Here is a 26,176-nt window from a genome sequence, read left to right as displayed (position 1 = left end):
CTCCATGCCCCGGCCCCTGCGCCGGTAACCTCGGGGCCCCTCTTTCGTTGCGCGAAAACCGGTTTCCGTACACTGGACGGCATGACTGTGCGTTCGCTGGAGCGGGCCTTCGAGCTGCTGGAGCATCTGGCGGACGCGGGCGGCGAGATGGCGCTGACCGAGCTGACCGAGCGGTCCGGACTGCCGATGCCGACGGTCTACCGGCTGATGCAGACCCTGGTCGGGCACGGGTACGCGCGACAGGAGGCGTCCCGGAGGTACGCGCTCGGCCCCCGGCTGATCCGGCTCGGCGACAGCGCGTCCCGGCTGCTCGGCACCTGGGCGCGGCCGGTCCTCGCCGCGCTGGTCGACGACCTGGGCGAGACCGCCAACATGGCGGTCCTGGAAGGCGACGAGGTCGTCTATGTCGCGCAAGTGCCGTCCCGCCACGCGATGCGCATGTTCACCGAGGTCGGGCGGCGGGTCCTGCCGCACTGCACCGGGGTGGGCAAGGCGCTGCTGTCCCAGCTTCCCGAGCAGGTCGCGCGGGAGATCGTCGGCCGGACGGGCATGCCGGCCCGCACCCCGCGCACCTTCACCGACCCGGACGCGCTGATGGCCGAACTCGCCCTGATCCGCGAGCGCGGCTACGCCATCGACGAGGAGGAGCAGGAGCTCGGCGTCCGCTGCGTGGCGGTCCCGCTGCCACAGAACCCCGCGCTCGCGGCCTTCTCGGTGTCCGGGCCGAGCGGGCGGATGACCCCGGAGACCGTCGAGAAGGCCATCCCGGTGATGCGCGAGGCCGCCGCGGCGTTCGCCGTCGACCTCGCCGCCCGCGACTAGCCGCGGGACGGCCGAGGAACACGAAGGCCGCGCGGTCCCGGGTAGGGACCGCGCGGCCTTCGCGCGGAGATCAGCCCAGCGGGTTGGTCGGCAGGCCCACCTGGCCCGAGTCCAACTGCGTGAGGCCGGGCAGGCCGGGCAGACCGCCCAGCTTGCCTCCCGCGCCCGCCGGGTTCACCGACTTGGCCGCGGCCCCGAGGCCGGTGAGACTGCCCTTGATCGCCTTCATCAGCGGGCCGTCCGCCTGCAGGAGCATCGAAGCGGGGGTGCCGAGCGCGACCGGGTCGCCATCGGCGCGGCGCGCGGCCGCGGCGAACTCGGCGCTGCGGTCCGGCACCGACTCCGCCTCCGCGGGGGCGCCGGACGCGACGCGGCCGAGCGGCAGCGTGTTGGTGAGCTGGCCGATGATGTCCTTGTTCCCCGTGGCCCCGGTGAGCTGGCCGACGAGGTCTCCGCCGCCCTTCACCGGGGCGCCCTTGATCCCGGGCTTGCTGCCGCCGCCCTTGCCCTTCTTGCCGCCGAGGAGGCCGCTGACCAGGTCGCCGGCCGGGTTCTTGCCGCCGAGAGCGCCGTTGAGCAGACTGCCGACCGGGTCGGTGGGCGCGGGCTTCCGCGCCGCCGAGCAGTGGGAGACCGCGTAGTCGGTCGCCGCGCCCGCCTTGTCGACGTGGCGGAGCCCGACGACCTCGCCGCCGAGCGCGTCGCGCGTCTGGTGGTTGAGGATCGCGTAGGCGCCGTCGGCGAGCGGGATGCGGGTCTCCGCCGCGGGCGTCTCGGGCAGGCGCTTGCCCGCGAGCCGCCCGTCGACGACCGTGGTGCCCGTCAGGTCGCCTTCCGGGGTGGCGGCGCACCGGCTGCCGAGCTGAGTGAGATTGAGCGCGTTGGGGCTGGCGCTGACGCCGGACAGCAGCGCGGTGACCTGCTGGGTTCCGTTGGCGAGCTGCTGGACGACGCCGAGGCCGCCCGCCACGCCCATGCCGTCCTTGCGCACCTGCACGCCTTCGACGATCTTCACCACGGGCCGCGCCTGGTTGGCGACCAGCCCGGTGCCCTGCGCCAGGATCGCGGCCGGCCCGCCGTCCTTGGCGGCGGCGGCCGGCGCCGTGCCGATCAGGGCGAGCACCGGCGCGAACGCACTGGCGCAGACCAGGGCCTTCGTCGAGTTCTTCATTTCCCCATCCCCCTGCGGACTCGGTCAGACCGCCTTTCCGACGGCACCATCGTGGCGGACGTTAGTACAGGTCAGGGTGCGGGGAAAGGGAAACGACGAGTTCCTTGAAGATGCCGTGAAGCCTTTCACGGAATGAGCACGCCCCGCCTTTTCCACTATTTCCCCCAACGAATTCGACTGCCTTTTCCGGCTTATCGTGACGAGTCCGCGCGGAATCCGGGCCCGCCGGGGGGTGGCGCGGGAGGGCTCTGGAAGGCCAAGCTCTTACCTATCCTTGAGCGGTGGCATGCCCAGGCATGACCCGCGAGACCCCGGAGGACCAGGCAAGTGGCTCACAAGATCAAGCCGAGCGACAGCGGCGACGCGAGAGCACGCGTGGCCAAGATGCGCGCTGCGGAGAAGCGGCAGGAGCGCATCCGCTGGATCATCACCTTCGCGGTGGTGATCGTCGTCGTCGGCGCCCTGGGCGGCGGCGCCTTCTGGGCGATCAACCGGGACAAGGCGGCCCAGGACAAGGCGCACGCCAAAGCCAACCAGCAGCGCATCGAGGCGGGCCCGCCGTGGGCGCTCCCCGACGACCCGATCAAGCGCGCCGAGGAGCTGGGCCTGGACGTCAAGCTGGGCATGGAGGGCGACGCCAAGCACATCCACGCCCACCTGTCCCTGTTCGTGAACGGCGAGCAGCAGCAGATCCCGGCGAACCTCGGCATCGACGCCGCGGGCAACATCGCCGAGCTGCACACCCACGACACCCGGGGCGTCCTGCACGTCGAGTCCTTCAGCGCGGACAAGGTCTTCCACCTCCAGCAGGTGTTCGACCTCTGGGAGATCCCGCTGTCGAAGACCGGGATCGGCCAGTTCAAGACCGACGCCACCCACACGCTGAAGTTCTACGTGGACGGCAAGGAGGTCCAGGACGACCCGAACGCCATCGATCTCGAGTCGCACCGCGAGATCGCCGTCGTCTACGGCACCGCCGAGCAGAACGAGAAGATCGAGGTCCCGGCGACGTTCGCCTTCGAGGAAGGCGAGTGACCCGGGTCGCCACGGCCTGAGACCACCAGCGGGCACGGCTCCCCTCGCGGGGGGCCGTGCCCGTCTGCGTCTCAGGAAGTCGGCTCAGGAAGTCGGCTCAGGAAGTCGGCTCAGGCGCCGCCGGGGGCCGAGGCCAGGTCCGCGCATTCGCGCAGCCCCTTCCAGCGGGCCAGTTCGGCCTTGGCCGCGGCGCCCTTGAGCGCGATCGGCAGGCCCGAGGAGATCCGGGCGGGCTTCCAGGACGCGTTGAGCACCTTGCGCCCCTTGGTCTTCAGGACCAGGACGCCCGAGGCCGCGGTCGCGCCGTTCGCCGAGCTGAACACGAAGTTCCCCAGGCCGTAGTGGACGTACCTGCCGCGCAGGTAGCCGCCCGCGAGCGGCACATGGGCGTGGCCGCCGACGATGACGTCCGCGCCGGCCTCGACGAGCTGGTCGGCGAGCTCCTCCTGGCGGGGCAGCGGGCACGACGCCATCTCCTGACCCCAGTGCAGGTAGACGACGACGAGGTCCGACCCCTTGCGGGCCGCCTTGACCGCTTCGACCATCCGGTCGACGTCCTTGGCCGAGGCGAGGCCGCCCTTCTCGTCCGTCGCGGTCCAGGCCGCGATGAGGTGGTCGTCGAGGACCTGGGTGGCGCCCAGCACGGCGATCTTGTTGCCCTTGATCTCCGTCCGGTAGGGCGCGTAGGCCTCGTCGGCGTCCTTGCCGATCCCGACGGTCGGGAACTTCGACTTCTTGATGGCCTTCAGCGAGTCGGCGAGCCCCTCCTCCATGAAGTCCATGCCGTGGTTGTTGGCCATGCTCACCGCGTCGACCCCGGCCGCGCGCAGCGCCTTGAAGGCGGTCGGCGGGGCACGGAAGGTGAACTCCTTGCCCGGCGCGGGCGAGCCGCCCTCGGTGATCGCCGTCTCCAGGTTGACCATGGCGAAATCGGCCTTGCGCAGGGTCGCCGCGATGGGCCCGAGCGCGGTCTTGGGGGTGGCCAGCCTTGCGCGCAGGTAATCCTCGAAGTGGACGTCCCCGCCGAACGCCAGGGTGACCGCCTGCTTGGCGGGCGGCCCTGATGAGGCCCCGCCGTCGGCTTCCGCGCTCGGCCGCGTCTCGCCCGCCGCCTCCGACGCGTCCTCGCCGCTGCTGCATCCCGCCGCGCCCAGCGCGAACGCCACGGCCACCGCCGACATCAACTTCGCCCGCATTGGTCCTCCCACAGACGGGTGATCTCTGCCATCCGGCAGGATGGCAGAGCCTGATCTCCCTTAGGTGACGCCGTGCGGAGGTCGGGTGTTCGCGGGCTCAGCACGCGGGCTTCACTGCTCGAGTCCCGCGCAGCCGGTGAGCGCCTGCCAGGCGGTGTAGGCGTTCTGGGCGGGTTCGTCCTTGAGCGGCGCGGGCAGCCCCGGCGACTCGATCTCGGCCGGGGCCCAGTCCGCGCCGCTGACGATCGACCCGCTGAAGGTCAGGGTGAGGATTCCGGTCTGCCCGGTCGGCCCGTCGGCCTCGAAGTCCGGGGTGACGAACGAGCCGAGCCCGTAGTGGACGTACTTCTCGTCGAGCAGGCCGCCGCCCTGGAGCACCCCGGCGCCGGCGCCGACGACGGCGTCCGCGCCCGCCTCGACGTACTTCGCAGCCTCGCTCTTCTGGGTGTCGTTCGGGCAGCTCTGGCCCTTGTCGCCCCACTCGCTGTAGACGACCACCGCGCTGTACTTGCCGTCCGCGTCCTTGATCGCCTGGAGGAGCCTGTCATCCCCCGCGACGTCCTTCTCCGCGCCGAAGAACGCGACCTGGCCTCCGTTGACGTCGGCGACCAGCGGCTCGAACGTGCCGCCGACCACGGGCATCGTGGTGTCCTTCGGCACTTCGGCCGCGCCGACCATCGCCGCGTCCACCCCGGCCGCCTGGAGCGCGGGCAGCGCCTTGACGTCCGAGGCGTGCACGACGGTCACGTCGGCGGCGCCGAGCCGGTCGGCGACCGAGGACAGGGCCTTGGCCGGGTCGTCGAGCCGGCTCGCGAGATCGCCGGTGAAGGAGACGTCGCCCGCGAAAGCGAGGGTGAAGACCGCCCCCGCCGTGCCCCGATCGGCCTCGGACCCGGTGTCCGTGCCGGACGACGAGCATCCGGCGAGGGCGAGGAGGGCTCCAGCGGCGATCAGTCTGCGCATCATCCCCCTAGGATGCCCGGCTCCTTATGCTGGTTCGTACCGCCCCCGCGAAAGGACGAGCGTGGACATCGACCTGATCAGGCAGCACACTCCGGGCACGAGGCACGCCATCCACCTGAACGCGGCGGGTGCGGCGCTGCCGCCCGAACCCGTCCTCTCGGCGGTCGTCGCGCATCTCACGCTGGAATCCGAGATCGGCGGCTACGAGGCGGCCGACGCCGCCGCCGAAGGCCTCGCCGACTCCTACGCCGCCCTGGCGGAGCTGGTGGGCGCCGACCCCGCCGAGATCGCCTTCGCCGAGAGCGCCACCCGCGCCTGGGACCAGGCGTTCTACTCCATCCCCTTCAAACCGGGCGACCGCATCCTCACCACGGAGAGCGAGTACACGAGCAGCGCCCTCGCCTACGCCCAGGTGGCCCGGCGGCACGGGACCGTCACCGAGGTGGTCCCCGACGACGCCGACGGCACCATCGACCTCGACGCCCTCGCCGCGTCCCTCTCCCAGGGCGGCGTCCGGCTCGTCTCGCTCAACCACATGCCGACCCACGACGGGCTGATCAACCCGGCCGCCGCAGTGGGCGCCCTCGCCCGCGAGCACGGCGCGCTGTTCCTGCTGGACGCCTGCCAGTCCGTCGGCCAGATCCCGGTGAACGTCGCGGAGTTGGGCGCGGACCTGCTGTCGGCGACAGGGCGCAAGTTCCTGCGCGGCCCGCGCGGCACAGGGTTCCTCTATGTCCGGTCCGCGGTCCTGCCGCTGCTCGACCCCGCCGTCGTGGACCTGCTGTCGGCCGACCTCGCCGGGCCCGCCGACTTCGTGCTGCGGCCCGACGCGCGGCGGTTCGAGAGCTGGGAGCGGTCCGTCGCGGGCCAGCTCGGGCTCGGCGCCGCCGCCCGGTACGCGCTCGACCTTGGCCTCGACGCGATCGCGACGCGCGTCCAGGGCCTCGCCGCCCGGCTGCGCGCCGGGCTCGCCGAGCTGCCCGGGGTGACCGTGCACGACAGGGGCGCGCGCAAGAGCGGCATCGTGACCTTCGGGCACGCCGAGCGGCCCGCCGACGATCTCGCCCGGGACCTCGCCGCACGCGGGGTCGTCACCCGGGTGTCGGAGCAGACGTTCCGCTACGACGGCGGGGCCCACCCGCCCGCGCGGGTGCGGGCCTCGGTGCACTACTACAACACCGCCGACGAGATCGACAGGGCCGTCGAGGCGCTGGCCGAGGTGCTCGGGCGCTAGCCGACGGCCAGGGCAGCCTGGTCGCGGTAGGGCGTGGTGGCGTAGTGCTTGCGGAACCAGTCGGTGAGGGCGCCGTCGACGCTGACCGCGGCGGCGACCGGCGGGCGCGGCTCCAGGCCGGGCGCGTCGGCCAGCGCGTGGCCCATCCGGAAGGTCGCGGCCTCGGCGATGCTCAGGCCGGCGTCGGCGAGGAGATCGCGCAGGGCCATCACCTCCGAGGTCGGCACCAGCAGATCGGTGCCACCGCTGACCAGCAGCACCCGGGGGTCCTGCCGGACGATCTCGGCGGCCCGCCCGGCGACCTCGAGCCGCGCGGCGATCGCCCGCGTCTCGGCGTCCCACGGGTACGGGCCGAGCCGCTGCTCGCGCGCGGCGACCGCGCGCGTGGGGCTGGCGACGGGCGCGACCAGGGCCGCGGCGGAGACGTCGACCCGCTGCTCGGCCAGGGCGAGCAGCGCGACGAGCGCGCCTTCGCCATGGCCCACCAGGCCGATCGCGCCGTCCCCGCAGCCCAGCAGGCCGCGCAGCGCGGCGACGGACTCGGGCAGCTCCGCGGCGACGCGCTCGACGGTGCCGCCCAGCAGCCGCACGTAATCCCGGTCGGCGACGTCGCCGGGCAGGCGCAGCCCCAGGTAGACCCGCCAGACCGGCACCGAGGTCATCGGCAGCGCCGCGGCCATCGCGGCCTCCGAGCGCGGCGGATCGAAGGCGTGCCAGGACACGATGAGGCCTTCGGCGGGCGGAGAGTCCACCGCGGTCGGCGGCAGCGCAACGAAGGGGACGCCTCCGACGGAGCCGCTGCGCGGCCGCGCGATCTCGTCACCGGTCATGCACCCATGGTGGCAGGATGGACGGCCATTGGACGCGCCAAAGACGTAATGTCCGGGAATCATGGGTTTCGAACGTCGGACCGGTCCCGCACCGGACCGACGGCAGATCGATCACTGTTCGAGATAGCCCGACAGGTAGGTCTGGATGAGCCCCTTGGCCTCGCCGATCACCGCGTCGTCGCCGTCGGCCGCCCGCCGGAAGGCCATCTTGATCAGCGCGTCCGCCGACTCGACCGCGATCGCGAACGCCCGCTCCAGGTCCGGTCCGTCGGGCACGCCCGTCGACTGGACGATCAGCTCGCGCAGCCGGTCGGCCACCACCGCGTTGTTGTCGGCGGACTCGTCCAGCAGGTGCAGGTCGGCGACGTCGCCGAAGCGCAGCACCCGGAAGCCCGGGACCGTCCGGTGCATCTCCACGAAGATGTCGATCGCCCGGCCGACCAGCAGCGACCAGCCCTCGGCGGGCAATTCGTCCAGGAGCACGCCGATCCGGTCGCCGAACTCCTCGAGGTTGCGCAGCGCCAGCGCCTGCGCGACCGCCCGTTTGTCCGGGAAGAACTGGTAGACCGAACCGATCGCCACCCCTGCCCGCTGGGCGATCCGCGTGGTCGACAGGCCGTCGTACCCCGCCTCGTCAAGAATCTCGGCGCACGCGTCGAGCATCCGCTGGACCCGCTCGGCCGAACGGCGCTGAGCGGGCTTCCGCCGCAGTGGGGTCCCCGTCTCCGTCACCGCTCCATCATCCCCCCGGGGGATACCGACCGCATCACCAGCCTGTCCGGTAGGCATGGCTTCGTCCTGGGGTTTGTACCTTGGAGGGGTGACGCGGTATCCACCACCGGCTCAGCGCGGCGCCGGCGGCCGGCGCGATGGCCTGTTTTCGTGATTCTGAGTGTTCCTGGGGTGGAGAGATGGACCTGACCGCCAAAGCGGACTCCGCGGCGCAGCTGCGCGGCGCCGGGCTGAGAGTGACGTCCGCGCGGGTGGCGATCCTGGAGACGCTCCGCTTCGCGCGCCACCTCACCGCCGAGGAGGTGGCCGGGAAGGTCCGCGAACGCGTCGGGACGGTGTCCTCCCAGGCCGTCTACGAGGCGCTCAACGCCCTCACCGACACCGGCCTGCTGCGCCGGATCGAACCCGCCGGGTCGGCCGCCCGATACGAGTCCCGGGTCGGCGACAACCACCACCACCTGGTCTGCCGCGGCTGCGGCGCGGTCGCCGACGTCGACTGCGCCGTCGGGCACGCGCCCTGCCTGGAGCCCGCGAACGCGGCGGGCTTCGCCGTCGACGAGGCCGACGTCATCTACTGGGGGCTCTGCCCGTCCTGCCAGGCCGCCCAGGCGGTCAGGCGCCCAGAGCCTTCATGATCAGCGGCCACGCCGTCTTGTACTCGCGCTGCCAGTAGTACCAGGAGTGCAGGCCGTCGCCGTAGAGGTGGACGGTCGCCGGGATGTCCATGGCCGCCAGGCGGTCGGCCATGTCCCTGGTCGTCAGGCCGACGAGCTTCTCGCCCGTCGTCCCCGCCGCGTACGACTTGACGACCTCGACCACGTCCCCGTCCTTCTCCTCGAGGATGACGCTCGGGGGCGGGTCGAGCGGTCCGGGCAGGCCGGTGGTCCCCGCGGAGATGTAGACGCCCGTCCCGCGCAGCGCCGCCGCGTTGACGTAGGGGTCGTGCTCCAGCCAGTTCCAGCGGTCGAAGAGCGGGTCGCCGAGCTTGGCGAAGGGGTCGTCCACCTCACCGAAGGCCATGTCCGAGAGCAGCATGATCGCCGGAAGGCCCGGCTTGGTGGGGTGCAGGACGCTGCTGAAGGCCGCGGCGTAGCTGTAGAGGCCCGGGTTGCGGGTCGCGTACATCATCGCGCCGGAACCGCCGGAGGAGATCCCCATCACGGCCCGCTTCGCGCCGCCGTGGTAGTTCCGCTCGATGAGCTGGCGGAGCTCACGGGTGTGGAAGGTCTCCCACTTGGGCGCGCCGCCCTTGCCGCCGTTGTACCAGTCGACGAAGCCCTGGCTGTGCCCGCCTTCGGGCATGACGACGATGACGTCGGAGCCGGCCGACGTGGCCTCGATGTCGGTCTTCTCGGTCCAGATCGTGTAGGTGTCCGGCCCGCCCGGCAGGACGTAGAGCACCGGCCAGGTGCGGGTGGCGTCCTCGGTCCAGCCCTCGGGGAGGAGGATCCGGGCCTTGGGGTCCATGGCGGTGATCGACGGCGTGTCCACGGTGATGTCGACGGTGCGCGGTCCGATCCGCTCGGTCGCGATGATCGCCGCACCGCCATCGGCGGGGACAGGGGCGGCGGCGGCCGAGGCCGGTGCGGGGGACAGTCCCGCCGCGGCCACGGAAAGGGAGGTCACGATCCCGAGAAGACCACGACCGAAATTCTCAAGCTTCACCGTGCTGCACTCACCGTTCACCGGCCCCAGTCAGGGTTCCCTCACGGTTACCGTGAAGTAGAGCGCAACATATCGGACATAGGTCCGAGAAAAACAGATCAGCGCATTGCGGTTCGGTCGCCTTCCCACCACGGTTTCGCACACTTCGGGAACAGCTGGCGGTCGAAGTCGGCCCGGTACTGGTCGTGCACCCGGTCGTCGGTGATCCGGAGCACCGTCTCGTCGTTGCGCCGCAGGTCGAAGGGCATGTAATTGAGGCTGCCCGTGAAGACCGCCTTCCGGCCCGGCACGCCCTCGAAGCTCCCCGCACCCGCGTCGATCGCCAGATACTTGGAGTGGACCGTCATCGGCTCGGTGCACTCGCGCGCCTCGTCCACGCCCTCCCGCACGTACTCCTCCATCCGGGCGACCGCGTCCGGGTTCGTGCCGAGCATCCCGTAGACGAGTTGCACCCGGCAGTGCCCGCCGGGCGCGGCGCGCAGCTCGGCCAGCCGCTCGGCGACCGGGCGCAGGCCGAACTTGAACATGGCGATCCGGATCCGGGTCGGCCGCGCCGGGTCGGCGCTGCACCGCACCCGGTCGAGCGCCTTGGAGACCGGGTCCTCGAAGCCCGCGCTGGGCGTCGTGTAGAGCTCGTGCTTTCCGGTGATGACGTGCGTGAAGGCGTCGTCGGACGGCGGGACCACCCGCTCGACGCCCTCGCGCAGCCGCTCGAAGTAGTCCCCGTAGGCCGAGTACAGCGCCGGGTCCGCGACGGTGTAGGCGTTGTTCCAGAACTCCGTCCGCTCCTCCAGGGTGAGGTTGGCCGAGCTCTGCACGACCACGTCCGGGGTCGCGCCGACCTTGGAGAACAGGAAGAACTTGTTGTGGTGGATGCCCGTCCCGAGGCAGCCCCAGCGCGTGCGGCACTCGGCGGCCCATGACGCGTCGTCGAAGCCCGGACGGTACCGGCCGATCCTCTTGCGCAGCGTCTTGAAGTACCGGCGCGCCTTGCTGTCGACCGAGCTGTTGGTGATGATCCGCACGTCCACCCGGCGCTCCTCCTTGGCCCTGACGAGGGCGTCGGTGATCGCGTCGTCGCGCCACAGGTACATCGCGGCGCGGATCTCCGAGCCGGGCGCGGCGTGGTCGATGAGGGCGAGGAGGCGGTCGCGGATGGCGTCCTCCCGGCCGGGTCCCGCGGCCGTCGGGTGGCTGAAGACCGCGCCCTGGGGCGGGCGGTACTCCGCGGGGGCGGCGTGCGCGGGGGTCACGCAGACCGGCGCCGCGCAGAGCGCCGCGGCGGCCAGCGGGAGGGCGAGGGATCGATGAGGCGACACCGCAAGATCATCCCTCCGCGCCCCGGAGGCGACGCGGTCCCCTGTCCACCCTTGACCCTGCCTTGGCGGCCTGCGGACCCGCCGCCCTGCCGCTGTGCGCGGGCCCAGAATCGGAGGACGGGCCTGTCAGGAAGGGTCCGGTAAGTGGTTACATACCGGATATGAGCCGTATCGCGACGAGGACATGCCCCCTGTGCGAGGCCCTGTGCGGGCTGGAACTCACCATCGAGGGCACCGAAGGCAATGAGAAGGTCGTCAAGGTCCGGGGCGACCGGGACGACCCGTTCAGCAAGGGCTTCATCTGCCCCAAGGGCGCCAGCTTCGGCAAACTCGACAACGACCCGCACCGGCTGACCGCCCCGCTCGTCGACGGCGCCGAGGCCTCCTGGGAGGACGCCTTCGCGGAGGTCGGCCGCTCCCTCCGCCGGATCATCGACCAGTACGGCAAGGACGCCGTCGCCGTCTACTACGGCAACCCCAGCGCGCACAGCGTCGCCGGATCCCTGTACGGCACCGCCGTCATCAAGGGCATCGGCACCCGCAACGTCTTCAGCGCCAGCACCTCCGACCAGATGCCCAAGCACGTCGCCGCCGGATACCTGTTCGGCGACCCGCTGGCCATCCCCGTCCCGGACCTCGACCGGACCGGATACCTGCTCATGCTGGGCGCCAACCCGCTGGAGTCCAACGGCAGCCTCTGCTCCGCGCCGAACTTCCCCGGCCGGCTCAAGGCCATCCGGGCGCGCGGCGGGCGCGTCACCGTCGTGGACCCGCGGCGCACCCGCACCGCGGAGACCGCCGACGAGCACGTGCCGATCCGGCCCGGCGGCGACGCCTGGTTCCTGTTCGCCCTGGTCGAGACCCTGCTGTCCGAGGACCTGGCGAAGCCCCGGCACGAGGTGGACAACCTCGACCGCCTGCGCGCCCTCGCCGCCGAGTTCACTCCCGAGGCCACCGAGCCGCTCACCGGCGTCCCCGCCGCGACGACCCGGCGGATCGCCAGGGAGCTCGCCGAAGCCGAGGCCGGTGCCGTCTACGGGCGGATCGGGACCTGCACCCAGGAGTTCGGCACCCTCGCGAGCTGGCTCGTCGACGTGCTCAACATCCTCACCGGCAACCTCGACCGGCCCGGCGGCGTCATGTTCCCCAAAGCCGCCCACTCCTTCGGCAGGCGCTCGCGGCCCTACCGGACGGGGCGCTGGCACAGCCGCGTCCGCGGCCTTCCCGAGGCCAACGGCGAACTGCCCGTCGCGGCCCTCGCCGAGGAGATCGAGACCGAGGGCGAAGGCCAGATCAAGGCGCTCATCACCATCGGCGGCAACCCCGTCCTCTCCGCGCCCGGAGGCGACCGGATCGGCCGCGCGCTGGCGGGCCTGGAGTTCATGGTCAGCGTCGACCCCTACGTCAACGAGACCACCTCGCACGCCCACGTCGTCCTGCCGCCTCCCCCGCACACGCGGTCGCCGCACTACGACGTCGCCCTGCTGTCGTTCACCGTGCAGAACTACGCGCGCTACTCCCCGCCCGTCTTCGACCGGGGCGACCGACCGTCAGAGTCGCAGATCATCGCGCGGATCGCCGGGGAGATCCTCGGCGTCACCCCCGAGCAGCTCGACGAGACCGTCATCCAGGGCACCCTCAAGAAGGCGGGCCGCGAGGACCTGCGGGCCGAGCTCGGCCCGCCCAGCGCCGAGACGCGGCTGGACATGATGGTCCGGCTCGGCCCCTACGGCCTGACCCTCGACGAACTGGTCGGCGGCAAGGTCATCGGGCCCCTGGAGCCCCGCCTGGACGAGGTCCTCGTGCTGGACCGCATCGACATCTGCCCCGAGCTCTTCGCGGCCGACGTCGCGCGACTGCGCGCCTCCCGCAAGGCCGAGGGCTTCGTGCTCATCGGCCGCCGCCACCTGCGCTCCAACAACAGCTGGATGCACCACATCGACGAGCTGACCGGCGGCACCAACACCTGCACCCTGCGGCTGCACCCCGACGACGCCGCCGACCTCGGCATCAAGGCCGGAAGCCTGGTCTCGGTGGCATCCCGGACAGGCTCCCTAGAGGTGGAGGCCGAACCGAACGACGAGATCATGCGCGGCGTCGTCAGCCTCCCGCACGGCTGGGGCCACGCCCGGCCGGGCACCCGCGCCGGCGTTCCGGCCGGGCGCGCGGGCGTCAGCGCCAACACCCTGACCGACGAGTCCACCATCGACGTGCTGTCGGGCAACGCGGTCTTCAACGGGGTCCCGGTGACCGTCACCCCGGTCGGCTGACGCGGCGGCGGCGCCGTCCCGTCCGGGATCGGACGGCGCCGGACCCCGCAGACCGGGTGCTGCCCTCCGCCGTCACCGAACGTGTGGGTTACTGTCGGAACTGTCGGCTTGACCGGCCTGGTAGCCGGGCGCCCGGCCGCCGGGCGCAAGAGACGCGACACGAGGGGGTCTCCGTCGGTGAACCGGGGAAGAGCAGGCAGGCTGATCAACAGGGTGGCCCGGCCGGTGCGCCGCGCCGCCTCCCGCGCCCATCCCGTGGGCCTCGCCGAGCGGCTGGAGCTCGACTCCCGCGCCGACCTCCGCATCCGGGAGATCACCGGAGTGGTCAAACGGGCGCTTCCGCGCGGCGTCATCCGCAACACCCTGCACGGGGTGCCTTTGGGCCATCCGGCGCACGCGCCCCTCACTGATCTGCCTATCGGCGCCTACTGCTCGGCGGTCCTCCTGGACTTCCTGCCCGGCACCCAGCGCGCCAGCAAGGTCCTCATCTTCGCGGGGCTCGCCGCCTCCGCGCCCACGGCCGTCACCGGCTGGGCCGACTGGTCGGCGCTGCACCGCGAGCAGCAGCGCGTCGGGCTCGCCCACGCGGCCTCCCAGGGCGCGGCGAGCGTCCTGTTCGGCGCGTCCCTGCTGGCCCGCCTGCGCGGGCGCACGGCCACGGGCAAGGCGTTCAGCCTCGCCGGGCTCGGCGTCCTCGGCGCGGGCGCCTACCTGGGCGGCCACCTGGCGTTCCGGATGGCCGCGGGAGCCAACCATGCGCCTTCGGCGGCCCATCTCGTCCCGCTGGGCTGGCACGACCTCTGCGCGCTCGACGACCTGCCCGACGGCTGGCCCGTGCACCGCGCCCTCGGCTACATCGACCTGTTCGTGCTGCGCCAGGGCGACCGCGTGCACGTCCTCGCCGACGCGTGCGCGCACCTGGCCGGCCCCCTGCACCAGGGCCGCATCACCGCGGTGGACGGCGAGACGTGCGTGATGTGCCCCTGGCACGGCAGCGTCTTCCGGGTGGCCGACGGCTCGGTCGTCGACGGTCCCGCCACCGCCCGCCAGACGGCCTTCGACGCCCGCGTCGAAGAGGGCGGCAGGGTCCAGGTCCGGCCGATCTGAACCGCCCTGCCGATCTGAACCGCGGTGCCGATCTGAAGTGACCTGCCGATCTGAACCGCGCTAGTCGTCGCCCTGGTCCGCCGCCGGGTACTCGACCAGCGCCACCACCCGCCCGGCCATGAACCGGGCGGTGCGGACCGGTGTGCCCGTCCTGGTCACCTCGGCGACCTCGACGAGCCCGCGCCGGTTGACGATCTCCACACGGCGTCCCGCCTTCGTGGCGACGACCTCGTAGGTACGCGGGGATCCGTCGCCCGCCTCGACGACGATCTCTACCCGGTCGCCTTTCACGGTCCACCTCCGCCGCGGGGAACTCCTGTTCGATTCCTACCCGAAGACGAGGTTCGCAATCGCACTCAAACCCACGCAAACAATGACAGTTCGCAAAGCCCACGGCGGAAGCTTCCGGCCCACCGAAGCGCCCAGGTAACCGCCCAGCATCGCGCCGACGCCGATGAGCAGGACGGCCCACCAGTCCACCTCCGCGATGAAGATGAAGATGATCGCCGCCGCCGCGTTGACGATCCCGGACAGCCCGTTCTTGATGCCGTTGACCGTCTGCATCTCGTCGGCAAGGAAGATCCCGAGCAGCGAGATCAGCAGGATGCCCTGCGCCGCGCCGAAGTAGCCGCCGTAGACGCCCGCCGCGCAGACCAGCACCCAGAGCAGCGGCCCGCCGTGCGAGACCGCCTTCCTGCGCCGCTTGGCGACCCAGCCGTTCAGCTTCGGCTGGACGACCACCAGCACCAGCGCGATCAGGATCAGCACCGGGACGATCATGTCGAACGCCTCGGCAGGCAGCTTCAGCAGCAGGATCGCGCCGATGATCGAGCCGATCAGCGAGGCGCTGCCGAGGCGCAGCAGCAGCTTCGAGCGGCCCGCCAGCTCGCGCCGGTAGCCCCAGGTCCCGGTGATCGACCCCGGCACGAGGCCGATGTTGTTCGAGACGTTCGCCACGATGGGCGGGTAGCCGAGCGCCACGAGGGTCGGAAAGGTGATCAGTGAACCCGACCCCACGACGGCGTTGATGCCGCCTGCGGCGGTTCCGGCCACGAGGATCGCGGCGGCTTCCCACGGTGTCATGGGCCCTGATCGTAGACAGAGACGCCGGTCACACCGTCAGCGGGGTCGGGTTTTGGATCCAATATCCTTGGTAGGGATACATCAGGCGGGGAGGGCCCGAGCCGCCCAGCGCCCGTTCGTCTTCTCCACGCCCAGCGGAATCCCGAAGCAGGCCGTCAGGTTCTGCCCGGTGAACACCTCGTCCACCTTGCCGGCGGCGACCACCTGGCCCTTGCGCAGCAGCAGCGCGTGCGTGAACCCCGGAGGCACCTCCTCCAGGTGGTGGGTGACGAGCACCATCGCGGGGGCGGTGATCTCGTCGGCCAGCCGCGACAGGCGCGTCACGAGGTCCTCCCGGGCGCCCAGGTCGAGGCCCGCCGCGGGCTCGTCCAGCATCAGCAGCTCGGGGTCCGGCATCAGCGCCCGCGCGATCTGCACGCGCTTGCGCTCACCCTCCGACAGCGTGTTGAAGCGCCGCCGCACCAGCTCCGAGGCTCCCAGCGCCTCCAGCAGCTCCACCGCGCGCCGCACGTCGGAGGAGTCGTACTCCTCCTGCCAGCGGCCGATGATCGCGTACGACGCCGTCAGCACCAGGTCGATCACCGTCTCGTTCGGCGGGACCTTCTCGGCGACCGCCGCGCTCGCGAACCCGATCCTGGGCCGCAGCTCGAAGACGTCGGCCTCGCCGAGCTTCTCGCCGAGCACGTGCACCGCGCCCTCGGTCGGATACAGCGTGGTGGCCGCGACCTGGAGCAGGGTGGTCTTCCCCGCGCCGTTCGGTCCGATGACCACCCAGCGTTCGCCCTCGTTGACCGTCCAGTCGACGCCATCGAGCAACCTGGCCAGTCCGCGCCGGATCACGACGCCCTCAAGCCTCAGTACCTCACCCATTAAGTCCTCCGCGCCCCACCCTATTGCCTCTCGAAGGGTGCGCACCGGTCCCGCGAGCGCACCGGGACGCCGGTTACTGTAGAGGGATGCGTGACCGCCGTCCCTCCCCCAGCCTGGTCGCCTGGGCCAACGCCTGGCTGACCGGGCACACCGGCCTCGACCAGGCCGTCGACGCGATCGAGCGCACCGGCCCGCACCTGGTCGGCGAGGTGCCGCTGCGCGCCTGGCTCGCCGGCCTGCGCCCGGCCGGACTCACCGGCCTGCGCCTCGCCCTGCCCGCCCCCGGCGACCCCCTCGGCCTCACCGGCCCGCCCGAGTTCAACGCCGTCGCCATCGAGGCCGGCGAAGCTGCCGTCGCCCTGCTCGACGGCACCGCGATCGGCCTCGTCCCGAGCGCCGACCTGCGCGGATCGTCCTACGCGGGCACCTCCTGGCGGGTCTTCGCGGCCCGCACCGAGCAGCCCGACGTCCCGTCCCTCTCCGAGTCCGACCGCGCCCTCACCGCGGCCATGCGCGAGGTGACGGAGATCATGACCACGATCGACGACATCAACGGCCAGCGCTCGGCCGTCCTGAAGGCCCTACGTGACGACGCCGACAGCGGCCTCGCCCCCGGCTACCCGGCCCGCGCGCACCGCGTCGACGCCCAGGCCTCCCGCCTCGGCCTCATCCTCACCCTCGCCGCCCGCACCGCCGGCCACACCCTGACCGCCCGCCAGGCCGCCGCCCGCGCCGAAGCCCTCACCACCCTCGACCGCGCCGTCCGCCGCGCCCACGTGGCCGCCCACGCCGCGGTCTTCGAACCGGCCCGCTAGCCGGCCCGGACGACGACGGTGGAGACCACCTTGTCGGCGAGGGTCTGCCTCTTGGTGTCCCACAGGGGCCACAGGAAGCCCAGGTAGCAGATCACGTAGTCGATGATGTGGGCCAGGCGGCGCACCACCGCCATGCCGAAGCCGATCGGCCGCCCGGTGGCCTCGGCGACCAGCCGCGTGTTGGTCGCCCTCTTGCCGATCGACTGGCCGGTCGTGCCCTCCTGGTAGGCCAGCCACCCGAAACCCGCGAGGTTGAGGAGCAGGCCGAAGATCGTGAAGAGCGCGCCCACGCCCTGCGCCGCGCCGGCGGCCCCAGGATCGCTCGCGATGGCGTCGCCGACGGAGAACAGGATCAGCGGCACCACACCGATGAGGAGGAGCTCGATCAGCGAGCCCGCCACGCGCACCGGCCAGCCCGCGTACGCGCCGAAGGCGCTGCCCGCGTGGCCGTACGGGGCGTGGTGCGCGGTGCCGTATCCCGGCTGCGGCGGAAGCGACGGATACCCGTAACGCCGCGGCGCGGGGGCGATCGGGGGCTGGGACCCGCGGAACCACTCCTGAGGCGGGGTGTACGACTGCGGCGGGGCAGGCGGCCAGGGCGTCTGCGTCGCCGGACGGGACGGCGCCGTGGGCGGCCTGGGCGCGGGCGGCGGCGTGAGGTGTGACGGATCGGCGAACGCGCGCTGCGGCGCGGCGGGCGGGGCCGCCGAGACCGCGCCCGGACGCACGCCGAAGCGCACCTCTTCGAGCCGGGCCAGCGCCTCCTCGGCGGTGGCGGGCCGGGCGGCGGGGCTCTTGGCCAGCAGGTCGAGGATCAGCCGCTCCAGCGCCTCGGGCAGGTCGGGTGCGAGGCCGCGCGGCGGCTCCGGCGCGCGGGCCAGGTGGGCGTGCATGAACTCCGGCAGCGTCGAGCACCGGAACGGCAGTGCGCCGGTGAACATCTCGTACAGCAGGATCCCGAACGAGTACAGGTCGCACCGGTGGTCGACGCCCCTGCCGTCGAACTGCTCGGGGGCCATGTAGCCGGGGGTGCCCATGATCGAACCGGTCATCGTGGCGTCGGCGAAGCGGGAGATGCCGAAGTCGAGGATCTTCAGGCCGCCGTTGTCGAGCAGCATGACGTTGGCGGGCTTGACGTCCCGGTGCACCACGCCTTGGGCGTGTGCCGCGCCGAGGGCGCCCAGCAGCTCGCCGGCCACCCACAGCGCCCGTCCCCGCGTCAACGCGCCGGATGCCAGCTCCTCGCCGAGGTCGTGGCCTTCGAGGTACTCCATGACGACGTAGAGCGTCTGCTCGTACTCGCCGAAGTCGTGGACGACCGTGATGCCGGGGTGGGAGAGGTTCGCCCCGATCTCGGCCTCCGCCCGGAGCCTGCGGGCCGCGTCGGGCGTCGGGCTCACGGCCAGCGTCTTGATCGCGACCCGGCGGTTCAGCCTCTCGTCGCGGCCCTCCCAGACCGCGCCCATCCCGCCCTGGCCGATCTTGCGCACCAGAGCGAACCGCCCCGAAAGCACCAGACCCTCGTGCAAGACAGCGTCCCCTCTCACCGGGCCCGCTCACCGAAATTCCCCGGTGCAGCGTAGTACGGCCCGCCCCACCCCGGACGAAGAACGCATTCGTCTTCCTCCGGACATGGGCGGGGCCGTCAGCGCGTGAGGACCTTGGCCTGGACGATCTTGTCGGCGAGGGTCTGCTTCTGCGGGTCCCATAGTGGCCAGAGGTAGCCGATGAAGCAGGTCCACCAGTTGATGATCTGGAGGAAGACGCGGCCGACGCCCTTGGCCGCGCCGAGCGGCTGCCCGCTGCGCGCGTCGACGACCTGGAGGCGGAAGACGCCCTTGCCGGGGCCGTAGCCGAGGACGCCCTCCATCACCCCGAACAGGACGTAGACGATCGCCCACACGGTGAGCGTCGCGAAGAAGTCCGCGTCGGACATCTCCTCCTGCATGAGCGGGTCGTTGCTCATGACGACGCCACTGAAGAGCGCGGCGCAGAAGAAGCCGAGGACCCAGTCGACGGCGAACGCGCCGGCGCGGCGCAGGAACGACGGTTCGCGCACCTGCGGACGGCCCGCCGCCCACGGCTGCTGCGGGTAGGCCGGCTGCGTGGGGATCATCGGCGGCGGCATCGGGGTCTGCGGATAGCCCTGGACCGGCGGCGGCGTCGGCGGGCCGGGCTGTGCGAACGGCGCCGGCGTGTGCTGGACGGGCGGGGTGGGCCCGCCGAAGGCTGCCTGCTGGAGCGGCGGCTGCTGGGTGTGCTGCGGATACTGCGGATACGTGGGGCCCGGCGCGGGCTGCTGCTGGAACGCGAAGGGCAGTTGCGTCCCCGCGTTCGCCGGCGGCACGGTGCCGGGCTGCGCCGGCGGGTCGGTCTCCGGCGGGTTCGTGAACGCCTGCGGCGGGGCCGCCGCGAGCGGACCGCCGAACGTCGCGGCCGGGTCGTTGAAGCGCACCGCCTCCAGCCGGGCCAGCGCCTCCTGCGCGGAGGCGGGCCGCGCGTCGCGCTCCTTGGCCAGCAGGTCGAGGATGAGCCGGTTCAGCGTCTCGGGCAGGTCGGGGCGCAGCATGCGCGGCGCCTCCGGCTCCCGGTACAGGTGCGCGGTGACGAACTCGGGCAGCGTCTGGCACTCGAAGGGCAGGCGGCCGGTGAACAGCTCGTACAGCAGGACACCGAACGAGTAAAGATCGCAGCGCCCGTCCACCTCGACCCCGGAGAACTGCTCGGGCGCCATGTAGCCGGGCGTGCCGATGACCGAGCCGGTCATCGTGGAGTCGGCGAAGCGGGAGATGCCGAAGTCGAGGATCTTCAGGCCGCCCTTGTCGAGCAGCATGACGTTGGCGGGCTTCACGTCGCGGTGCACCACGCCCTGGGCGTGCGCCGCGCCGAGCGCGCCGAGCAGTTCGCGCGCCACGGCCACCGCCTTGCGGGCAGGGAGGGGGCCGGTCTTCAGCGCGTGAGCGAGGTCGTGGCCTTCCAGGTACTCCATGACGACGTAGAGCGTCTGCTCGTACTCGCCGATGTCGTGGACGACCGTGATGCCGGGATGCGAGAGGCTCGCCCCGATCTGGGCCTCGGCCCGCAGTCGTCGCGCGGCCTCGGCCGTCGGGCTCACCGCGAGGGTCTTGATGGCGACCCTGCGGCCCAGCGTCTGGTCCCGGCCCTCCCAGACCGCGCCCATGCCCCCTTGGCCGATCTTGCGCACCAGCTCGAAGCGCCCCGACAGAACCAGGCCTTCGCGCAACCCTTCCACCTCCCCGAGAAGGAACGGGGCGTCCCTGAGGGACGCCCCGGTGCAGCGTATTACGCGTCAGTGGGACCGGACGACGACGGTGTGCATCACCTTGTCGGCGAAGGTCTGCTTCTTGGCGTCGAACAGGGGCCAGAGGTAGCCGATGTAGCAGAAGCCGTCGAGGATGTGCGCGATCTTGCGCACGAAGGCCTGGCCGAACCCGATCGGCTGCGAGGTGTGCTCGCTGATCAGGCGGATGTTCACCATCCGCTTGCCGATGGTCTGTCCGGTGGTGCCCTCCTGGTGGACCAGCCACAGGCCGCCGGCGATCGCGATGACCGCGCCGACCAGGATCAGCAGAGATCCGGCCGCGGAGCCGCCGGTGGACGTCACCTGGCCGTACTCGTCGATGGTCGTCGTCCCCGCGCTGAGGGCGATACCGATCCCGTAGAAGATCGCGGGAACCAGACCGACGATCAGGCCGTCGACGAGCGACGCGGCGACCCGCGAACCCCAGCCGGCGTAGGCGCCGATGGCGCCGCCCGCGTAGCCGTACTGCTGCGGGGGCACACCGTACTGCGGCTGCGCCGCGGCCGGGAAGGCCGGCTGCGCGGGGTAGGCGGGAGGCGGCGTCGCCTGGTAGGCCGGGGGCTGCTGCGGCGGCTGCTGCGGCGGGTACTGCTGCCCGTAGCCCGGCTGCTGCTGGCCGTACGGGTCATAGGGAGGGGGAGTTCCCACGTTCGTTCTCCTAGGTCGATGGGGGTTGTGCGAGGGCAGGAGGTGGGCGGGACGTCAGAGGACCCCGCACCTGAACAGCTGCCAGATGCCGGATCCGGTGACGGCCGTGCCGAAAAGCCAGGCACGAGCCCGCGGAGCCACCATGCGCCACCTGTCCTCCACCCCCAGCGGTGCCGCCGCGAAGATGATCGCGCCGACGAAGACCAGGGGGTTGGCGAGGAGGGCCCGGACGGGATGTCCCGATCCGAGCTCGATGAAGACGGTGGTACCGCCGCAGAAGGGACAGGGGATTCCGGTCAGGAGCCGCATGGGGCAGACGATCCCGGGGTCATGGACCCCGTGTGCCGCGGTGACGAGCACTGCGGCAGCCGCCATGGCGGCGACCCTCGTGGCGGTGACTCCGAGGGGACGCCGGCGCATTGCCATGACCCCCGTCATGAGTGCCTCCACCCGACCTTGTCCTTAACTGGCCCTTATACCGGCTTGTCGGGTTGATCCGTCAAGCCGTGGGGCCGCCCCGGAACCAGACCGTTATGGCCGGGCCTCCGCGACCGCTCCCACCATGGTGGGATGCCGAAGACCGGGCTGAGGTTCCGATTCCTCGACGACATCGAGAATGACGCAGGTGATGTTGTCCGGTCCGCCGTGGTCGCGCGCCGCCTGGATGAGCCGCTCGACCGCGCGCGTCAGCTCCTTCTCCTCCGACAGGATGTCGAAGATCTCCTGCGCGGCGACCGGGCCTGACAGGCCGTCGGAGCACAGGAGATAGCGGTCGCCGAGGGCCGCGTCGCGCGGCCTGAGGTCGGGCTCCCGGTCCGGGCCACCGTCGAGCACCTTGAACAGCATGTGCGAAAGATGCGAGTTCTCGCCCGCGTCGCCCCCGTCGGCCAGGAGCTGCGCCAGCGTGTGGTCGCTGGTGATCTGGAACAGGATGCCGTCGCGCAGCAGATAGGCGCGGGAGTCCCCGATGTGAGCGATCGCGAAGCGGCTCGTGCCGTTCCACAGCATCGCCGTCAGCGTGGTGCCCATCCGGTTCAGCTCGGGACGGGCGGCGATCTCCTGACCGAGCGCGCCGTTCACCTCCGCGACCGCGCGGCCCAGCGTGTCCTGGAGTTCCTCGTCGGCCACCGGCACGTCATAGCGGCGGAGGGCGTTGATCACCGTCGAGCTGGCCACCTCGCCGCCCGCATAGCCGCCCATCCCGTCGGCGACCGCGAACAGGAAGGGACCGGCGTACCCGGAGTCCTCGTTGTTCTCCCGGTTGCAGCCGATGTCCGAACCCGCTGCGTACCTGATTGCGACGTTCATAGCAGTTTCGATGACGATCTCCTTGCGGCGGTTCGTGCCACCCCCGCGGCCGACGACCCCACTTGCGGTCTGGCATCAGAGTAGTGGGTCAGCGTATCGCGCACCGTTCACCGGTCCGTTTTCCCCCGGCACCGGCCCGCCCTCGGAAACCGGCTCCGGAACAGCGCCGCGAACGGCGTCCCCCGCGACGCGTGTGTGTGGACTCGTCGTCCCATGGGTAAGACGCTACCCCTCCGCGCGCGCAAGCGGATCAGTCTCTGGTTCCACCCTTGTTCACCTTCCGTACCGCGTACGGATGACTTTGCGTCCCCTAAACGTCATCCGTCCACATCCTGGACTCGGTGCCCGCTTCGCGGCCACGGAACGGTAGCGTGGGTACCAGTCATGGAACGCACGCTGCTCATCACGCTGACCGGCAAGGATCGCCCCGGGGTGACCTCCCGGCTGTTCTCCACCCTCGCCGCCTTTCCGTTGCAGGTCGCCGACGTGGAGCAGGTCGTGATCAACGGCCGGCTCATCCTCGGGGTCCTGGTCTCGCACTCCGGCGACGAGAGCGTCGACGGGGTTCTGGAGGCCGTCAAGACGGTCGCCGACGCCCTCGACATGGACTTCGAACTGTCGACGGGCGGATCCAAGTCCGCCAAGCGCAAGCGCTCCCACCTGCACGTCACCGTGCTGGGCAGCCCGCTGACCCCTGCGGCGGTCTCCGGCATCTCCGGGCGGATCGCCGCGCACGGCGCCAACATCGACCGGATCGAGAAGCTCGGCAGCTACCCGGTCACCGCGATCGAGATGCTGATCTCCGGAGCCGACCCCAAGTCGCTGCGCGCCGCCCTCGCCTCGGAGGCCGCCGGCCTCGGCGTCGACGTGGCCGTCCAGCGGGCCGGGCTGCACCGCAAGGCCAAGCGCCTGATCGTCATGGACGTCGACTCCACCCTGATCCAGGGCGAGGTCATCGAACTGCTGGCCGAGCACGCCGGACAGCTCGACAAGGTCGCCGCGATCACCGAGGCCGCGATGCGCGGCGAACTCGACTTCGCGGGCTCCCTGCGCGAGCGGGTCGCCCTGCTCGCCGGCCTGGACGCCGCCGCCATCGACGAGGTCGGCGCGAAGATCCAGCTCGCCGCCGGCGCCCGCACCCTCGTGCGGACCCTCAAGCGGCTCGACTACAAGTTCGCGATCGTCAGCGGCGGCTTCACCCAGATCACCGACGGCCTCGCCGCCGACCTCGGGATCGACTACGCCTCGGCGAACACCCTGGAGATCGTCGACGGCAGGCTCACCGGCAAGGTGATCGGCCCGATCATCGACCGGGCGGGCAAGGCCGCCGCCCTGCGCGAGTTCGCCGCCAAGGCCGGGGTGCCCGTCTCCCAGACCGTCGCGATCGGCGACGGCGCCAACGACCTCGACATGCTCCAGGCCGCCGGGCTCGGCATCGCCTACAACGCCAAGCCCGTCGTGCGACGCGCCGCGCACACCGCGGTCAACGTGCCCTACCTGGACTCCATCCTGTTCCTGCTCGGGCTCTCCCGCGACGAGGTCGAGGCGGCCGACGCCGAAGACGGGGCCTGAGAAGCCCGTCCCAGGCACCGGCCTCAGGGCCGTGCGGATTCTGGGCCGTCCGGGTCTTCTGGGCTGTTCGGGTCTTCTGGGCTGTTCGGGTCTTGTGGGCCGACCGGGTCTTCTGTGCCGTCCGGACCTGTCATCGGGAGGTCTCGGCGTCGACCTCGTCCTCGTCGCGGTCGCCGAAGGACTCCGAAGCGAGCCGGCGCAGGGCCGAGCGCACCGCGGCCGCGTGCCGCAGGTCGCGGCGCAGCGGGGTGTCGCCCGGCTCGCCCGAGCGCACCTCGGCGCGGCGGGCCTTGGCCAGCTCCGACAGGTGGGCGTCGAGGCGCGCGAGCTGCGCTCCTGCGTCGCAGGGGCCGCCCTCCTCCAACGTGTCGGCCACGAGGTCGAGCAGCTCGGGGACCGGGCCCGGATCGACGCTCTCCTCCAGCAGTCCCCGCAGGGCCACCATGTCGTCCCGGACCCGCTGGGCGGTGTCCAGCACCCGTTTGAGCGCGGCGATCCGCTCGGTGTCGGGATTCGGCTCGGCCGCCAGGCGGTTGCGGGCCCTGGACAGCTCGGCCGAGGCGTCGCGGGCCTTGCGGTAGGCGGCGTCGTAGTCGGTCTCCTCCCCGTCCAGCACCGCCGCCATCTCCCGGACGAGCGCGGCGTGCGCCCGCCGGACCTCCCTGACCCGCTCGTCGATCCGCAGCCCGCCGCGCGGCCACAGCAGACGGCCCGCCGCGAGCCCGATCACGACCCCCGCGACGGTCAGCGCCACCCGCAGCGCGGCGATCTCCCAGCCCAGCGGCGCGGCGAAGTCGACGAGCGTCATCATCGTCGGCGTCACGAACAGCACCCAGGCGGTCTGGCCGAGCCCGCGGAAGCCGAAGGCCAGCAGGGCGAACCCGCACACCACCATCGCGAGGTGGAACTTGCTGTGCACGAGCTGGAGCACCAGCGCCGCCAGCACCCCGCCGATCAGCACGCCGATGATCCTGGCGCGCGCCCGCTCCAGGGTCTCCCCGTAGGTGGCCCTCGTGGTGACCATCGCCGAGATCGCCAGCCAGTTGCCGTAGGGCGGGCGCAGCGCCGCCACCACCGCGAGAGCCACGGCCGTGGTGAAGAACAGGCGCGTGGTGTACCGGAAGGTCGGCGACCTGTCTCCGATGTGCCGCAGGGCCGCCCGCCCGCCGCGCAGCGGGTGCGGGGCCTCGGGCAGCGCTGGGCGCGCCCGCTCGAAGGTCAGCTTCCCCGCGAGCCGGGCGGCCGACTCCACCGCCGCGCCGACCCTGCGCAGCAGCCTGAGGATCTGCTCCAGCACCAGCAGCCTGAGGTAGACCTCCTCCTCCCGCACCCCGGCGTCGTGCCTGGCCCGCCACTGCGTCCGCAGCTCGTCGATCCGCTCGGCGAGCCTGTCCAGCGTGTGCGTCTCGGCGGGTGGCAGGCTGAGGGAGTTCTCGATCGCATCGGCGAGCACCCGCAGCCGCGCGGCCTGGAAGACGACAGCCTCGTGGATCTCCGGCGGAGGGTCCTTCATCCCGTGCAGCAGCCCGTGCAGGGTCACCGCCGCGTGCAGCACTCGGACGAGGGCGTCGATCAGCCGCTCGCGGCGCAGGCCCCGCTCGGTCGGGCGGGTCAGCTCCAGCGCCTCGCGCGCCTCGGCGAACGACTCGGACGCCTTCAGGCGCAGGGCCTCGTCGGTACGGGGAGACTCCAGCAGCTCGGCGACCGCCCGCGCCGCCTCGGAGACCGCGTTGCGCAACTGCTTCTGCACCCTCCAGCGGAAGGGCAGCAGCATGAGCAGCAGCATCCACAGCGCGCCCCCGGCCACCGCGGGCACGAGATGGCGCAGATCGGCGGTGCTCGGCTGGGTCGCGGCCACCAGCACCGTCAGCGGACCGGTCATCCCGATCCAGGGGAGCACCGCGCCCGCGGCGGCGACCGCAGGGACCACCGGAACCGTCCACCACAGACCGCCCGCGGACACCAGCACGCCCAGCGCCGCGCAGACGACGATCACCCCGAAACTCGCCCACAGGCGGTGCGCCGGCAGCGAGTAGGGACCCTTCGGCGCGACGAGCGCGAGCAGATAGGCCCCCAGGCCCACCCAGGCGCCCTCGGCGTACGCGCCGAGCAGCGAGCCGACGATGAGCGGAAGCCCGACGCCGATCGCGCCGGTCAGCCCGTAGTCGAGCGACGCCCTGCGCCTGAGCCAGCCCCACACATGATCATTGTGTG

The 26,176-nt window shown here is 72.0% G+C and carries 24 protein-coding genes; 8 read left to right on the top strand and 16 right to left on the bottom strand.

Annotation, left to right across the window (positions count from 1 at the left end):
* Positions 1-81: 81 nt before the first annotated feature.
* Entirely contained in the window at positions 82-822 is a 741-nt protein-coding gene (locus ACYVOM_RS10785; RefSeq protein WP_460303135.1) for an IclR family transcriptional regulator, read from the top strand.
* A 70-nt stretch (positions 823-892) separates the two neighbouring features.
* Here the strand turns inward: ACYVOM_RS10785 and ACYVOM_RS10780 are convergent, their stop codons facing one another.
* A complete protein-coding gene (locus ACYVOM_RS10780) occupies positions 893-1,993 on the bottom strand; it encodes a hypothetical protein (protein WP_460303134.1) in 1,101 nt (366 codons plus the stop codon).
* 327 nt (positions 1,994-2,320) lie between these two features.
* Between ACYVOM_RS10780 and ACYVOM_RS10775 the strand changes: the two genes are divergently transcribed.
* Complete coding sequence (locus ACYVOM_RS10775; protein WP_460303133.1) at positions 2,321-3,028, top strand: hypothetical protein; 708 nt, start codon at positions 2,321-2,323, stop codon at positions 3,026-3,028.
* 110 nt (positions 3,029-3,138) lie between these two features.
* Here the strand turns inward: ACYVOM_RS10775 and ACYVOM_RS10770 are convergent, their stop codons facing one another.
* A complete protein-coding gene (locus tag ACYVOM_RS10770; protein WP_460303132.1) occupies positions 3,139-4,224 on the bottom strand; it encodes a CapA family protein in 1,086 nt (361 codons plus the stop codon).
* 111 nt (positions 4,225-4,335) lie between these two features.
* Positions 4,336-5,190: a CapA family protein gene (locus tag ACYVOM_RS10765; RefSeq protein ID WP_460303131.1), complete on the bottom strand. Its 855-nt coding sequence runs from the start codon at positions 5,188-5,190 to the stop codon at positions 4,336-4,338.
* A 58-nt stretch (positions 5,191-5,248) separates the two neighbouring features.
* Here ACYVOM_RS10765 and ACYVOM_RS10760 point away from each other — a divergent pair, with 58 nt between their 5' ends.
* Positions 5,249-6,421 carry an aminotransferase class V-fold PLP-dependent enzyme gene (locus ACYVOM_RS10760; protein WP_460303130.1) on the top strand — a complete coding sequence of 391 codons (1,173 nt, stop codon included), beginning with the start codon at positions 5,249-5,251 and terminating at the stop codon, positions 6,419-6,421.
* Here ACYVOM_RS10760 and ACYVOM_RS10755 read toward each other — a convergent pair.
* The gene (locus tag ACYVOM_RS10755; RefSeq protein ID WP_460303129.1) at positions 6,418-7,251 is read right to left on the bottom strand and encodes a hypothetical protein; all 834 of its coding nucleotides are present in this window, start codon (positions 7,249-7,251) and stop codon (positions 6,418-6,420) included. The two genes, ACYVOM_RS10760 and ACYVOM_RS10755, sit on opposite strands and share 4 nt — an antisense overlap.
* A gap of 111 nt (positions 7,252-7,362) precedes the next feature.
* A complete protein-coding gene (locus ACYVOM_RS10750; RefSeq protein ID WP_460303128.1) occupies positions 7,363-7,983 on the bottom strand; it encodes a TetR family transcriptional regulator in 621 nt (206 codons plus the stop codon).
* 179 nt (positions 7,984-8,162) lie between these two features.
* On the opposite strand from ACYVOM_RS10750, the gene ACYVOM_RS10745 reads away from it, so the two are divergent.
* Positions 8,163-8,618, top strand: coding sequence for a Fur family transcriptional regulator (locus ACYVOM_RS10745; protein WP_460303127.1), 456 nt, complete (start codon positions 8,163-8,165; stop codon positions 8,616-8,618).
* Here the strand turns inward: ACYVOM_RS10745 and ACYVOM_RS10740 are convergent.
* Together ACYVOM_RS10740 and ACYVOM_RS10735 are read right to left on the bottom strand one after the other, a co-directional pair.
* A complete protein-coding gene (locus ACYVOM_RS10740) occupies positions 8,596-9,609 on the bottom strand; it encodes an alpha/beta hydrolase (RefSeq protein ID WP_460303126.1) in 1,014 nt (337 codons plus the stop codon). The two genes, ACYVOM_RS10745 and ACYVOM_RS10740, sit on opposite strands and share 23 nt — an antisense overlap.
* A gap of 137 nt (positions 9,610-9,746) precedes the next feature.
* Entirely contained in the window at positions 9,747-10,967 is a 1,221-nt protein-coding gene (locus tag ACYVOM_RS10735; RefSeq protein ID WP_460303125.1) for a phospholipase D-like domain-containing protein, read from the bottom strand.
* Between the two features lie 161 nt (positions 10,968-11,128).
* On the opposite strand from ACYVOM_RS10735, the gene ACYVOM_RS10730 reads away from it, so the two are divergent.
* Together ACYVOM_RS10730 and ACYVOM_RS10725 are read left to right on the top strand one after the other, a co-directional pair.
* Positions 11,129-13,237: a molybdopterin-dependent oxidoreductase gene (locus ACYVOM_RS10730; RefSeq protein ID WP_460303124.1), complete on the top strand. Its 2,109-nt coding sequence runs from the start codon at positions 11,129-11,131 to the stop codon at positions 13,235-13,237.
* Positions 13,238-13,414: 177 nt separating this feature from the next.
* On the top strand, positions 13,415-14,344 hold the full coding sequence (locus ACYVOM_RS10725; RefSeq protein ID WP_460303123.1) for a Rieske (2Fe-2S) protein: 930 nt from the start codon (positions 13,415-13,417) through the stop codon (positions 14,342-14,344).
* A gap of 60 nt (positions 14,345-14,404) precedes the next feature.
* On the opposite strand, the gene ACYVOM_RS10720 is transcribed toward ACYVOM_RS10725, so the two are convergent.
* From ACYVOM_RS10720 to ACYVOM_RS10710, 3 genes are all read right to left on the bottom strand, one after another.
* Positions 14,405-14,635 carry a hypothetical protein gene (locus tag ACYVOM_RS10720; RefSeq protein WP_123671046.1) on the bottom strand — a complete coding sequence of 77 codons (231 nt, stop codon included), beginning with the start codon at positions 14,633-14,635 and terminating at the stop codon, positions 14,405-14,407.
* 36 nt (positions 14,636-14,671) lie between these two features.
* Positions 14,672-15,427 (bottom strand): sulfite exporter TauE/SafE family protein, encoded by a 756-nt coding sequence (locus ACYVOM_RS10715; protein WP_460303122.1) that lies wholly within the window; start codon positions 15,425-15,427, stop codon positions 14,672-14,674.
* A gap of 81 nt (positions 15,428-15,508) precedes the next feature.
* A complete protein-coding gene (locus tag ACYVOM_RS10710; protein WP_460303121.1) occupies positions 15,509-16,297 on the bottom strand; it encodes an ABC transporter ATP-binding protein in 789 nt (262 codons plus the stop codon).
* An 86-nt stretch (positions 16,298-16,383) separates the two neighbouring features.
* On the opposite strand from ACYVOM_RS10710, the gene ACYVOM_RS10705 reads away from it, so the two are divergent.
* Complete coding sequence (locus tag ACYVOM_RS10705) at positions 16,384-17,112, top strand: hypothetical protein (protein ID WP_460303120.1); 729 nt, start codon at positions 16,384-16,386, stop codon at positions 17,110-17,112.
* Here ACYVOM_RS10705 and ACYVOM_RS10700 read toward each other — a convergent pair.
* The 5 genes from ACYVOM_RS10700 to ACYVOM_RS10680 form a co-directional block, all read right to left on the bottom strand.
* Complete coding sequence (locus ACYVOM_RS10700) at positions 17,109-18,641, bottom strand: protein kinase domain-containing protein (RefSeq protein ID WP_460303119.1); 1,533 nt, start codon at positions 18,639-18,641, stop codon at positions 17,109-17,111. The genes ACYVOM_RS10705 and ACYVOM_RS10700 overlap by 4 nt on opposite strands.
* A 116-nt stretch (positions 18,642-18,757) precedes the next feature.
* The gene (locus tag ACYVOM_RS10695) at positions 18,758-20,356 is read right to left on the bottom strand and encodes a protein kinase domain-containing protein (protein WP_460303118.1); all 1,599 of its coding nucleotides are present in this window, start codon (positions 20,354-20,356) and stop codon (positions 18,758-18,760) included.
* A 66-nt stretch (positions 20,357-20,422) separates the two neighbouring features.
* A complete protein-coding gene (locus ACYVOM_RS10690) occupies positions 20,423-21,082 on the bottom strand; it encodes an RDD family protein (protein WP_460303117.1) in 660 nt (219 codons plus the stop codon).
* A gap of 54 nt (positions 21,083-21,136) precedes the next feature.
* On the bottom strand, positions 21,137-21,457 hold the full coding sequence (locus ACYVOM_RS10685; RefSeq protein WP_460303116.1) for a DUF2752 domain-containing protein: 321 nt from the start codon (positions 21,455-21,457) through the stop codon (positions 21,137-21,139).
* A 156-nt stretch (positions 21,458-21,613) separates the two neighbouring features.
* Positions 21,614-22,390 carry a PP2C family protein-serine/threonine phosphatase gene (locus ACYVOM_RS10680; protein WP_460303115.1) on the bottom strand — a complete coding sequence of 259 codons (777 nt, stop codon included), beginning with the start codon at positions 22,388-22,390 and terminating at the stop codon, positions 21,614-21,616.
* Between the two features lie 384 nt (positions 22,391-22,774).
* Here ACYVOM_RS10680 and serB point away from each other — a divergent pair, with 384 nt between their 5' ends.
* Positions 22,775-23,962 carry a phosphoserine phosphatase SerB gene (gene serB / locus ACYVOM_RS10675; protein WP_460303114.1) on the top strand — a complete coding sequence of 396 codons (1,188 nt, stop codon included), beginning with the start codon at positions 22,775-22,777 and terminating at the stop codon, positions 23,960-23,962.
* Between the two features lie 130 nt (positions 23,963-24,092).
* On the opposite strand, the gene ACYVOM_RS10670 is transcribed toward serB, so the two are convergent.
* Positions 24,093-26,162 carry an FUSC family protein gene (locus ACYVOM_RS10670; RefSeq protein ID WP_460303113.1) on the bottom strand — a complete coding sequence of 690 codons (2,070 nt, stop codon included), beginning with the start codon at positions 26,160-26,162 and terminating at the stop codon, positions 24,093-24,095.
* Between the last annotated feature and the right edge of the window lie 14 nt (positions 26,163-26,176).

This window comes from Actinocorallia aurea (assembly GCF_054783995.1).
The sequence above is the reverse complement of the archived record's forward strand: the minus strand, read 5'-3'. Positions and strand labels throughout refer to the sequence as shown.